The 11,483-nt window shown below is 60.8% G+C and carries 9 protein-coding genes and 1 pseudogene; 2 read left to right on the top strand and 8 right to left on the bottom strand.

The annotated features are described in order from the left end of the window. Positions 1–242: 242 nt before the first annotated feature. The gene (locus tag ACQKP2_RS17985) at positions 243–2,483 is read left to right on the top strand and encodes a TonB-dependent receptor (protein WP_427578314.1); all 2,241 of its coding nucleotides are present in this window, start codon (positions 243–245) and stop codon (positions 2,481–2,483) included. A gap of 76 nt (positions 2,484–2,559) precedes the next feature. On the opposite strand, the gene ACQKP2_RS17980 is transcribed toward ACQKP2_RS17985, so the two are convergent. From ACQKP2_RS17980 to ACQKP2_RS17960, 5 genes are all read right to left on the bottom strand, one after another. Further along, the gene (locus ACQKP2_RS17980; protein WP_427578312.1) at positions 2,560–3,930 is read right to left on the bottom strand and encodes a purine-cytosine permease family protein; all 1,371 of its coding nucleotides are present in this window, start codon (positions 3,928–3,930) and stop codon (positions 2,560–2,562) included. Between the two features lie 5 nt (positions 3,931–3,935). Further along, a complete protein-coding gene (locus ACQKP2_RS17975; RefSeq protein ID WP_427578311.1) occupies positions 3,936–4,613 on the bottom strand; it encodes a cysteine hydrolase family protein in 678 nt (225 codons plus the stop codon). Between the two features lie 91 nt (positions 4,614–4,704). Continuing rightward, the gene (locus tag ACQKP2_RS17970) at positions 4,705–4,857 is read right to left on the bottom strand and encodes a hypothetical protein (protein WP_427578309.1); all 153 of its coding nucleotides are present in this window, start codon (positions 4,855–4,857) and stop codon (positions 4,705–4,707) included. A gap of 202 nt (positions 4,858–5,059) precedes the next feature. Continuing rightward, the gene (locus ACQKP2_RS17965; protein ID WP_427578308.1) at positions 5,060–6,103 is read right to left on the bottom strand and encodes an LLM class flavin-dependent oxidoreductase; all 1,044 of its coding nucleotides are present in this window, start codon (positions 6,101–6,103) and stop codon (positions 5,060–5,062) included. A 221-nt stretch (positions 6,104–6,324) separates the two neighbouring features. Continuing rightward, positions 6,325–6,810 (bottom strand): flavin reductase family protein, encoded by a 486-nt coding sequence (locus ACQKP2_RS17960; RefSeq protein ID WP_427578307.1) that lies wholly within the window; start codon positions 6,808–6,810, stop codon positions 6,325–6,327. Between the two features lie 324 nt (positions 6,811–7,134). Between ACQKP2_RS17960 and ACQKP2_RS17955 the strand changes: the two genes are divergently transcribed. Next, a complete protein-coding gene (locus ACQKP2_RS17955; protein WP_427578305.1) occupies positions 7,135–8,541 on the top strand; it encodes a purine-cytosine permease family protein in 1,407 nt (468 codons plus the stop codon). A gap of 886 nt (positions 8,542–9,427) precedes the next feature. Here the strand turns inward: ACQKP2_RS17955 and ACQKP2_RS17950 are convergent. The 3 genes and pseudogenes from ACQKP2_RS17950 to ACQKP2_RS17940 all read right to left on the bottom strand — a co-directional run. Then, the gene (locus ACQKP2_RS17950; RefSeq protein ID WP_427578304.1) at positions 9,428–10,579 is read right to left on the bottom strand and encodes an ABC transporter ATP-binding protein; all 1,152 of its coding nucleotides are present in this window, start codon (positions 10,577–10,579) and stop codon (positions 9,428–9,430) included. Between the two features lie 17 nt (positions 10,580–10,596). Continuing rightward, positions 10,597–11,373, bottom strand: coding sequence for an ABC transporter permease (locus ACQKP2_RS17945; RefSeq protein ID WP_427578360.1), 777 nt, complete (start codon positions 11,371–11,373; stop codon positions 10,597–10,599). 51 nt (positions 11,374–11,424) lie between these two features. After that, a pseudogene (locus ACQKP2_RS17940) lies at positions 11,425–11,472 on the bottom strand (hypothetical protein); the annotation flags it as partial. Positions 11,473–11,483 lie beyond the last annotated feature (11 nt).

Here is an 11,483-nt window from a genome sequence, read left to right as displayed (position 1 = left end):
CAAACGGAGCGGGCAACGACAGGGCAGGTTTGCCATCGCCGAAATCGCGGGGCAGCAGACTACGTGCTTTGTCGTCGCAGGAAAACAGCACAGCGGAATTTTGCCGATGGCTCTGCAATGCCCGGTCGTGCGTCGAATCGACCCGGTGAAAAAATAAAATCCCGCAGGGTGATACCTTTTCAAAAGTCGACTGGCAATAGGAGTGATTCCCATTGTCCCCTGTCGAAAAGGACCCCCACGTCATGCCTGTTGCAAGTCGACCCAACGGTGAGTGCGCACTCGCGCTCGCCATCCGTACCGCCACGTTGAGCTTTGTTCTGGTCGCAGGAAGCGCCAACGCCTGGGCCGCGGCCCCCGAGCAGCAGGAGACCGCCGCGGACAAGGCGTCCGGCCTGTCGACGAATCCGCAGGGCGACGTCACAGCCGATCCGCTGACGCTGGGCGTGACCAACATCGACGCTCGCTACAACGGTCCGAGCGCACTCCCGCCCGTGCTGGCCGGAGGGCAGGTCGCCCGTGGCGCACGCCTGGGGATGCTGGGCAACAAGGACGTCATGGACACGCCGTTCAGCGTCACCAGCTACACCGCCAAAACCCTGGCCGACCTGCAAACGGTGACCGTGGCCGATGCCCTGGAACGAGACCCTTCCGTGCGCTCCACCGGCCAGACCGGGGGCATCGTCGACTCCTTTTTCATCCGCGGCTTTCCGATCGGCGAAGGCAACATTGGTGAGCTGGCCTACGACGGCGTGTATGGCGTGGCGCCCAACTATCGGGTGTTCACCGAGTACGCCGAACGTGTCGAAGTGCTCAAGGGGCCGGGTGCCCTGATGTACGGAATCTCCCCCAACAGCGGTGTCGGCGGGGTGATCAATATCGTTCCCAAGCGGCCATTGGCCGAGGACCTGACCCGAGTGACCACCAGTTATGCCTCCGATTCGCAGGTGGGCGGTCATCTGGATGTCAGCCGTCGCTTCGGCCCGGACAATCAGTTCGGCGTGCGTTTCAACGGCAGCCTGCAAGGTGGCGATACCGCCGTCGATGATCAGAAAAGAGACGTGGGGATCGGTGCCATTGCCCTCGATTACCAGGGCGAACGGCTGCGCTTGAACCTCGACTTCATCGATCAGAAGGAAAGTTTCGATGCAGCCTCGCGGCCGTTCACGATCGCGCCGGGTATCGATGTTCCGTCCGCGCCCAATGGGCGTACCAACCTGTCGCAGAAATGGGGTTGGTCGGACACCAAGGAGCAGTCGGCAATGCTCGGTGGCGAATATGATCTCAATGATGCGGTCACCGTGTTTGCCCATGCCGGTGGTGGCAGGTCCGACGTCAAGCGCCGGTCCGACCAGGTGCCGAGAATCCTCAACGAGGCGGGCGATACCAGCAATATTCCGGGCTACTACAAGTTCAACGTCGACCGTTCCACCGCTGATGTGGGCATGCGCGGCGTGTTCGCCACCGGTCCCGTCACCCACACCACCACGTTGATGGCAACCCGATACCGGGACGAGCTGGACCGGGGGATCAACAACGGTACGGAGATTCGCTCGAACATTTACCACCCGGTGGATGTCCCCAAGCAAACCATCAACGCGCCCAAAGTGTTGCGCATCTCCGAGTCGGACCTGGACGGCGTAGCGCTGACCGATACCTTGTCCGTGCTGGACGACCGTTTGCAATTGACCCTGGGCGTGCGCCGGCAAGACATCGAGTCGCGCAACTACAACGCCGCGGGCGCAGTCAGCTCACGCTATGACGACAGCGCCACGACGCCGCTGGTGGGCGTGGTGGTCAAGCCCTGGGAAGACGTTTCGTTCTACTACAACTACGTCGAGGGCTTGAGCAAGGGCGATATCGCGCCGGGCACGGCGGCCAACGCCGGCCAGACCTTTGCACCCTATGAGTCCAAGCAACACGAGCTTGGCGTCAAGTACGAGCACGGCACGTTCCTGACCACCCTGGCGCTGTTCCAGATCGAGAAGCCCAGTGGCGAAATCGGCGCAGGCAATGTGTTCTCGGTACAGGCCGAACAACGCAACCGTGGCGTCGAGTTGAGTGTTTACGGGGAAGTGGCGCAGGGCACACGCTTGATGGGCGGTGTGACGCTGCTCGATGGCGAACTGACGGATTCGGCCACCGCCGCGAACAAGGGCAACAAACCGGTGGGCGTGCCGGACGTACAGGCCAACCTCTGGGCCGAGTGGGATACGCCGTGGCTCGAAGGCTTCACCCTCACGGGCGGTGCGATCTATACCGACAGCCAATACATCAACCAGGCCAACACCCAGGAACTGGACTCCTGGACCCGCATTGACGCGGGGGCTCGCTATGCCACGAAGATCGAAGGTCGACCCACGACGTTCCGCGCCACGGTGCAGAACGTGTTCGATCGCGAGTACTGGTCGGGTGTCGCCTCGTACGGTGCGTTCTCGCCGGGTTATCCGCGCACCTTGCAGTTGTCGGCCACGGTCGATTTCTGACGGGGGAAAGAAGAGGGAGCTTGCGCTCCCTCTTGTTGCAGCCCAATGCCGGGACAGTCATTGGGCTTCGAGGTGTTTACCGCTGAAGCTTTGCCTGACCCACCTGTGGGGCAAACTTGCCGAGTTTCATCAGCCAGAAGTAACTCAACGCCGGTACCAGCAAACCGACCAGCCAGGCCAGGTCGACACCGTCCAGCGCTGTGGCAACCGGGCCGACGTACAGCGTGGTGTTCATGAACGGTATCTCCAGGGCGATCGCCAGCACGAAGCTGCCGCAGGCAATCCAGTTGATCCGCCCGTACACCCCGTTGAGGTCGAAGATGTCGTCGATGCGGTACTGACCTTTGCGCAGGCCGTAGTAGTCCACCAGGTTGATCGCCGTCCAGGGGATCAGGAAGTAGCTCATGAAGAAAATGAAATTGAGGAAGAAGGTGATGAAGTCGTCCTGACTGACGGTGCACAGGGCCGTGGCGACCAGGCTGATGACCAGCATGAACACCCCGCGCACCCTTGGCGTCACCTTCAACCGGGCGAAAGGCTCGATCACGGTGATGGTCGACATGAACGCCCCGTACAGGTTGAAGACGTTGATCGACACCTGGCCATAGACAATGAAGGCGAACAGCAAGAGGGCGCCACTGCCGAACAGCCCGGCGACATGCCCGCCGACATTGCTGGAAAAATCACCGATGCCGACACTCAGGATCGCGCCGAGAATCATCATCCACGCACCACCGCTGACCGTGCCAGCGTAGCTGTACCAGAACACCCGGGCTGTGGGCGTGTCACTGGGCAAGTAGCGCGAGTAGTCGGCGACGTAGGGTGCATAGGACAGCTGCCAGGTCACGGCAATGCTCACCGCCACCAGAAACTTCGCCAGCGAAAACCCGGTTGGCAACCATTGTCCGTCCGGAATCGGCAACTGCAAGGCAAGCAGCGTCGCAACCACGAACACCAGCAATGAAAGGATCGACAGCAGCTTCTGCAAGCGGTGAATCAATCGGTAGCCGTACAGTGCAACGACGAAACACAGGGCGCCGATCAGGTAGATGTTGCCACTGGCGGGCAACGGGCTGACGGACTCCAGTGCCTGGGCGGCGAGCAGGGTATTGCTGACGAAAAAGCCCAGGTAGATCAGCATCACGAACAGCAGCGGCAGCACCGCCCCGATCACGCCGAACTGGGCCCGGCTCTGGATCATCTGCGGAATACCGAGCCTGGGTCCCTGGGCGGAATGGGAGGCCATGAATATGGCTCCCACCAGCGAGCCGATGAGGATTGCCAAGGCACTCCAGAACAGGTTGAGCCCCATCACCACCGGCAACACGCCGGAGGCGATGGTGGTGATGTTCATGTTGGCGCCGAACCAGATGAAAAACAGCGAACCCGGCCGCCCGTGACGTTCGGTTTCGGGGATGAAATCGATGCTTCTTTTTTCGACTTGCATGGCGATCACTCCTGAGTCCGAACGAGGCGGTCTTGCAGACGGGCAATGGTGGCTGGCAACTCATGGGGCTGATGGGCAAACGAATCCGGATGCTCGGGGATCAGGCTCAGGTAGTCGTGCGACGCCAGGGCTCGTTCGCATTGGGCACAGGTGAGGATTTCCAGGGAGTAGATCCAGTTGGCCATGATCAACAGGGCCGAATAGTGCCCGGCCTGGGTGGTCGTGGTGCAGGCATCGCTCACCAGGCGAATGTGATAACCCAGGGCGAAGGCATCGAACACCGTGCTCAGTACGCAGACATCGGTCAATACGCCCGTGACGATCAGCGTGTCGACGCCCAGCGACTTGAGCCGGGTATCCAGGTCAGTGCGGTGGAAGGCGCTGTAGCGGCCCTTGTCGATCACCGGTTCGTGGGCCTGCGGCGTGAGGCGTTCAATGATCTCGACCTGGCGAGTGCCGGCGCGATAGCTGCTCGGTCCGCCGTCGGCCGCCCGAGGCTCGCCTGGGGGCATGTCGTGGCCGTCGGCCGGGTTGATGTGGCGGGTATGGAGCACCGGGACCCGCTGGTGGCGGGCGGTGTCGAGCAGGGTGGCGATATGGCCGACCACCGTGTCGACGTTGTCGAGGACGAAGCTGTCCTCTTGCTGCATGTCGATGATCAACAGCGCGTTTTTATTGTTCATTGGGCAAACCTGATCATAGGCGAAACACAACGCACCGCGCACGCCATCGGATGGCGAGACGCGCAGTGCATGAGTAGCTGTTCGGGTGGGCTCAGTGAACTATTTGCCAGAAGCCGTTCTGTTTGGCTGTGACACTGGCGCGCAAGCGCTTGAAATGCAGGTGCGAAGCGGTCCATTCGCCGCGCAGGTAAACCTGTGCGGCGCCGCAGGGAAGGGCCAGGGATGGGAGGCGATCAGCGATCATTGAATGGGTCAGCCGACGCATGCGGCGACCGATATTGCGCCATCGCGAGCAGGCTCGCTCCCACAGGGGATCTTTGGCGCATACAGAGTCTGCGTGCGACGCGTGATCAATTGTGGGAGCGAGCCTGCTCGCGAAAAGCGTCCGGACAACGCGGTCATTCAGATGACGCGCGTTATCGTGGGTGTCCATCGCGAGTTCGTTCCTAGCGAAAGGCCGGTACGACATGCTTGATGAACAGCTCCAGGGACTTTTTCTTTTCCGCGTGGGGCAGGCTGTTGTCGCACCAGAAGCTGAACTCGTCGACGCCCAGTTCCTGGTAGTACTTGATGCGCGGAATGATTTCTTCGGGTGTGCCGATCATCGCGGTCTTGTGCAGGCTCTCCAGTTCGAACTCCGGACGGCCGGCGAATTTCTCTTCCGGGCTGGGTGCGAGGAAGCCATTGACCGGCGTTTCCTTGTTGCCGAACCAGGCGTCGAAGGTGCGGTAGAACCTGGAGATCGCCCTGGCCCCGACCTTCCAGCCTTCCGGATTGTCAGCGGTGTGCACGTGGGTGTGACGCAGCACCATCAGCTGTGGGCGCGGTACATCCGGGTTGTTGTCCAGTGCGGCCTGGAACTTGTTCTTCAGATCCAGGACTTCCTCGTCGCCTTTCATCAACGGCGTGACCATGACGTTGCAGCCGTTGGCCACCGCGAAATTGTGCGAGTCCGGATCACGGGCGGCGATCCACATCGGCGGGTTCGGCTTTTGCACCGGCTTGGGCACGCTGGTGGAGGTCGGGAATTTCCAGATGTCGCCGTCATGGGCGTAGTCGCCCTGCCACAGCGCACGGACCACCGGCACCATTTCCCGCAGGGCCTGGCCGCCGGAGGAGGCTGGCATGCCGCCGGCCATGCGGTCGAACTCGACCTGGTAAGCGCCACGGGCCAGACCCACTTCCATGCGTCCGTTGCTGATCACGTCCAGCAGGGCGCATTCGCCGGCGACCCGCAGCGGGTGCCAGAACGGCGCGATGATGGTGCCGGCGCCCAGGTGAATGGTGGTGGTTTTGGCGGCCAGGTAGGCCAGCAACGGCATCGGGCTTGGCGAGATGGTGTATTCCATCGCGTGGTGTTCGCCGATCCACACGGTGTTGAAACCACCGGCTTCGGCCATCAGGGTCAGTTCGGTCAAGTCCTCGAACAGCTGACGGTGGCTGACGCTTTCGTCCCAACGTTCCATGTGTACGAACAGGGAAAATTTCATGACGCTTACCTCGGATCTTTTGTTGTTGGCCTGTCGACTGCGGGCTCGTTGATTATTGGTATACCATAATACGAAATGACTGCAAAACTTTTAATCGCCCCTGTCCCTGTAGGAGCGAGCATGCTCGCGATGAACGAGAGAGCACCGCTGGGTATCAGGTATCCAGCGTCATCGTTGACGACCATCGCGAGCATGCTCGCTCCTACAGGGGAGGGTAATGGTCAGGCCAGGGCAGGCAGGGCACCCATCTTGCCGTGGCAGTACACCAACGGGCCGGTGTCCTGCATGGGCACAATCAGGTTCTTCACCGCACCGACCATGATGGCGTGGTCGCCGCCTTCGTATTCGCGCCACAACTCGCACTCGATGACGGCGGTGGCATTGGCCAGGATCGGATTGCCCAGCTCGCTCAACGTCCATTCGATGCCTTGCGCCTTGTCCTTGCCCTTGCGCGCGAAGGCATAGGCTTCGCTCTGCTGGCCACCGGACAGGACGTGAATGGCAAAGCGTTTGTTCTTGATCAGTACCGGATAAGAGTCGGAGCTGTAGTTGGGGCAGAACAGCACCAGGGCCGGGTCCATGGACAGCGAGCTGAATGCACTGGCGGTCAGGCCGACGATTTGTCCATCGTCGTCCAGCGTAGTGATCACGGTTACGCCGGACGGAAACGAGCCCATGACTTGTTTGTAGATGGCGGCATCGATCATTGGACGGTCCTCGGGTGGTGATACGCGGTTTTTATGTGTTTGTAGGTCTGATGGTATACCGTAATACACGCTTTGCAAGTGCTTTTTGTGCGCACCGACAAACGTGCACCGTTGGTCTTCAAGTCAATGATTACGCGGGTTTGCGCTAGGCAGGGGGCATCGTTATACGGCAGGATTGCGGATCAGATGGGCCTGAAAAGATCGAATCAGTCTTGTGAAAATGTTGGAATACCATAATATGGTGCGCATCTGAGGGGCGCCCACAGAGCACCCCCGGTTTGGCTTTTTACAAAGATAAGAACAGACAAACTCGAGTTCATGCACATGTCCCAGATGTCCCGGCAAGACCCGTTGATCGAGAACCACACGGTCGACTACGTTCCACTCGCAGAGCGCCATGGGAAGGCCCGCGATCTCTTCACCCTGTGGTTCAGCACCAACATTGCACCACTGCCTATCGTCACCGGTGCCATGGTGGTTCAGGTGTTCCATCTGAACCTGTTCTGGGGACTGCTGGCGATTGCCCTGGGGCATATGGTCGGCGGGGTGGTCATCGCCCTGGCGTCGGCTCAGGGGCCACGCATGGGCATTCCGCAGATGGTTCAAAGCCGCGGCCAGTTCGGCCGGTATGGTGCGCTGCTGATCGTGTTCTTCGCCGCACTCATTTACGTCGGGTTTTTCATTTCCAACATCGTGCTGGCCGGCAAATCGATTGTCGGTATCGCGCCTTCGGTGCCGGTACCGGCCAGCATCCTGATCGGCGCGCTCAGCGCGACCGCCATCGGGGTGATCGGTTACCGCTTCATCCACACCCTCAACCGTATCGGTACCTGGGTGATGGGCAGCGCCTTGCTGGCAGGCTTTCTCTACATCTTTGCCCATGACCTGCCGGTGGATTTCTTCACCCGCGGCGGTTTCAACCTGTCCGGCTGGCTGGCCACGGTGTCCCTGGGGATCATCTGGCAAATCAGCTTCTCGCCTTATGTCTCGGACTACTCGCGCTACCTGCCGGCCGATATCGGCATTACCCGGCCGTTCTTCGCCACCTACCTGGGCGCGACCCTGGGCACGATCCTGTCATTCACCTTCGGCGCGGTGGCCGTGCTGGCGACCCCGGAAGGCACCGAAGCGATGGCGGCGGTCAAGCAGTCCACCGGGTGGCTGGGGCCGATCCTGATGGTGCTGTTTTTGCTCAACATCATCAGCCACAACGCCTTGAATCTGTATGGCGCGGTGCTGTCGATCATCACCTCGATCCAGACCTTCGCCAGCCAGTGGACGCCGAGCATCAAGGTGCGCGTGGTGTTGTCCAGTGTGGTGCTGGCGGGCTGCTGTGTGGTGGCGCTGGGTGCCTCGGCGAATTTCATCTCCCAGTTCATCGGGTTGATTCTCGCGCTGTTGCTGGTGTTGGTGCCATGGGCCTCGATCAACCTGATCGACTTCTACATCATCAAGCGTGGCCATTACGACATTGCCTCGATCTTCCGCGCGGACGGTGGCATCTATGGGCGCTTCAACCTGTATGCGATCGTGGCGTATTTCATCGGCATCATCGTGCAGTTGCCGTTTGCCAATACGTCGTTGTATGTGGGGCCGTATGCCAACCTGGTCGAGGGTGCGGATTTGTCGTGGCTGGTGGGGTTGGTGGTGACGTGCCCGCTGTATTACTGCCTGGCGACGCGTGGGGAAACTCGACGCGTTGGTGCAGGGCAATTGGGGTTTACCGATTGAGTTGAGTATGTGTTTGTCTGGAACGCCCGGTTTTTGCCGGGCGTTTTTGTTTTTGGGATTTACCCTGTTGCTGCGGTCTAGATTGGTTTTTTGTGGGAGCTGGCTTGCCAGCGATGGCGGCCTGATAGCCGACCCGCATTTTGCGGATGTACCCCATCCAAATGTGGGAGCGAGCCTGCTCGCGATAGCGGTCTGACAGCCGACGAGGATTTCTGACCGAGTACATATCCAATGCTGCGGTAACGACGGCTTATGGTTTCGCCCTTACGGCGACTTACTTTTTTGACAAACGCCTCAAAAAAGATAAGCAAAAAAACGCTCGCCCCGGCGTCCGGCCCCTCGCCAAGGCGAGGGGTTCCTTCGCTCCGGTGTCCATCCGGGGGCATTGCCCTCCGGTCCGCTGCGCTTGCCCTGCATGCAATGTGTTCGACTGCGTCGAACGGCGCTGCGCGCCTATCCCCGGATGAACACCTGCGCTCAGCCTCCCGAAGGGGCGGGTGGATCAAAAACCTGTAGGAGCCAGGCTTGCCGGCGAAGGCGATCTCAGGTCCGTCTTCGCCGGCAAGTCGGATCGCCGCACCGCTGGCTCCTACAGCGGTACACGCAACGCCCCCTCGAGGGGACCCGTAGCGCAGTGAAGGGCCGAACGAAAGGGGCAAGGGCCCTTGGTTACTTGGGGCTCTTCCAAGTAACCCACCGTAAGGGCGGAACCATTTGTGGCCGTTACCGCAGCAACGGATATGTACACACTCGAAACAAATACAGCCATCGCTGGCAAGCCAGCTCCCACAGGAGCCACGCAAAAAAAAGGCCGCCGCAACCCGACGTTGCGGCGACCCGAGGGTGACACGTTATTGAGGTCCCGCAAGCACGGAACCCGCAAGGATCAATGAGCCGCAGCCGCCTTGTTCAAATCGCTCTCGGCCCATTCGGTATAAACGCAGGCATCGGCAGTCGCCCAGCGCACCTTGACCGGATCGCCCGCCTTGAGCGGCATGCCCGCGGCGGACAACGCCTTGACGGTCATCGACGTACCACCAGCAGTGACCACGCTACAGGTCTGGCTCTCACCCAGGAACAGCACTTCCACGACCTTGGCCGAGACTTCGTTCCAACCGGCGGCCAGCGGTTCGTCGATGGCTTGTTGAGTGCTCAGCGCCAGGGCTTTTTCCGGGCGGACCATCAGCAGTACGTCCTGATTGGATTGCAGACCGCTGGTCAATCGAATCGACAGCGCCTGGCCTTCGAAGGTTGCCACGGCATTGCCCTGGGCCTTGAGCTTGAGGAAGTTCGAGTTGCCGAGGAACGAGGCCACAAAGGCATTGGGCGGGTTCTGGTACAGGTCATAACCGCTGCCCAGACCGACGATCTTGCCGTGGCTGAAGATCGCAATGCGCTGGGACAGGCGCATGGCTTCTTCCTGATCGTGGGTCACGTAAACGATGGTGATGCCCAGGCGGCGGTGCAGTTGACGCAGTTCATCCTGCAAGTCTTCGCGCAGTTTTTTATCGAGGGCGCCGAGCGGTTCATCCATCAACAGGATGCGCGGCTCATAGACCAACGCCCTGGCGATGGCCACGCGCTGTTGCTGGCCGCCGGAGAGTTGCGAAGGGCGCCGATGGGCAAATTGCTCAAGCTGCACCAGCTTGAGCATGGCATCGACCCGACGTTCGCGTTCGGCGGCATCCAGTTTGCGGATCATCAACGGGAAGGCGATGTTGTCGCGCACCGACAGATGCGGGAACAGCGAGTAGCGCTGGAACACCATGCCGATGTCGCGCTTGTGCGGCGGTACGTTGACCAGCGACTGGCCGTCGACCAGGATTTCGCCGCTGCTCGGCGTTTCGAAGCCGGCGAGCATCGACAGGGTGGTGCTCTTGCCGGAGCCGCTGGAGCCGAGGAAGGTCAGGAACTCACCGTCCTTGATGTCCAGCGAGATGTTGTCCACGGCCGCGAAGTCGCCGTAGTACTTGTTCAGGTTGCACAGGTTGACCAGCGACTGGTTTTGCTGCGCGGAATCTTTGATCACTGCACTCATGTCGTACTCCTGGGCGCTCAGGCGCGGATTTCATTGCGCCGGCGCAAGGCTGCGGCGATGACCATGACCAATACCGAAAGACCGATCAGCAGCGTCGAGGCGACGGCGATCACGGGCGTCAGGTCCTGGCGCAAAGTGGTCCACATTTTCACGGGAAGGGTCTGCAGGGTCGGGCTGGCCATCATCACGCTCAGCACCACTTCATCCCAGGACACCAGGAAGGCAAACAGGGCGCCGGCCACCATGCCCGGACGAATCGCCGGAAAGGTCACCTTGAACACCGCTTGCAGGCGTGAGGCACCGCAGATCACCGCGGCATCCTCGATCGACTGGTCGAACAGCTTGAGTGAGTTGATGATCGAGATGATGGTGAACGGCAAGGCGACGATCACGTGGCTGACCACAAAGGCGAACATCGTCCCGGTGTAGCCCAGTTTGAGAAACAGGGCGTACACCGCCACGGCGATGATCACCAGCGGCACGATCATCGGCAGGGTGAACAGGCCGTAGAGCATTTCCCGGCCGGGGAAGCGGCCACGCACCAGGGCGAACGCGGTGGGCAGGCCCAGCGCCACGGCGAAGATCGTGGTCAGCACGGCCACCTTGAGGCTGGCCATGGCGGCGTTCATCCAGTCGGCGTTGGAGAAGAACTGCACGTACCATTTGAGCGTCCAGCCCGGTGGCGGGAACACCAGCCATTGCGAGGATCCGAACGACAGCAGCACGATGAACACGATCGGCAGCAGCAGGAACAGACCGATCAGCCCGGTGGTGGTGTACAGGCCCAGGCGCATCCGGCGGCTCATGGCATGCGCGTCTTCCATCCCCAGACTGACCAATGCATTGGCCGAACGCTCGCGAGAGCAGCTGCAGCGGAAACGCAGTTTCTGCACGTCGAACAAAC

It is taken from the genome of Pseudomonas sp. NPDC089569, assembly GCF_050280625.1.
Lineage (GTDB): Bacteria > Pseudomonadota > Gammaproteobacteria > Pseudomonadales > Pseudomonadaceae > Aquipseudomonas.
Note: the sequence above shows the minus strand (reverse complement) of the source record. Positions and strands in the feature narration are given on the sequence as shown.

Bases quoted from the DNA above. Each gene is read 5' to 3' on its own strand.
- ACQKP2_RS17985 (WP_427578314.1), top strand. From the start codon at position 243: ATGCCTGTTGCAAGTCGACCCAACGGTGAGTGCGCACTCGCGCTCGCC.
- ACQKP2_RS17980 (WP_427578312.1), bottom strand. From the start codon at position 3,930: ATGCAAGTCGAAAAAAGAAGCATCGATTTCATCCCCGAAACCGAACGT.
- ACQKP2_RS17975 (WP_427578311.1), bottom strand. From the start codon at position 4,613: ATGAACAATAAAAACGCGCTGTTGATCATCGACATGCAGCAAGAGGAC.
- ACQKP2_RS17970 (WP_427578309.1), bottom strand. From the start codon at position 4,857: ATGATCGCTGATCGCCTCCCATCCCTGGCCCTTCCCTGCGGCGCCGCA.
- ACQKP2_RS17965 (WP_427578308.1), bottom strand. From the start codon at position 6,103: ATGAAATTTTCCCTGTTCGTACACATGGAACGTTGGGACGAAAGCGTC.
- ACQKP2_RS17960 (WP_427578307.1), bottom strand. From the start codon at position 6,810: ATGATCGATGCCGCCATCTACAAACAAGTCATGGGCTCGTTTCCGTCC.
- ACQKP2_RS17955 (WP_427578305.1), top strand. From the start codon at position 7,135: ATGTCCCAGATGTCCCGGCAAGACCCGTTGATCGAGAACCACACGGTC.
- ACQKP2_RS17950 (WP_427578304.1), bottom strand. From the start codon at position 10,579: ATGAGTGCAGTGATCAAAGATTCCGCGCAGCAAAACCAGTCGCTGGTC.
- ACQKP2_RS17945 (WP_427578360.1), bottom strand. From the start codon at position 11,373: ATGCGCCTGGGCCTGTACACCACCACCGGGCTGATCGGTCTGTTCCTG.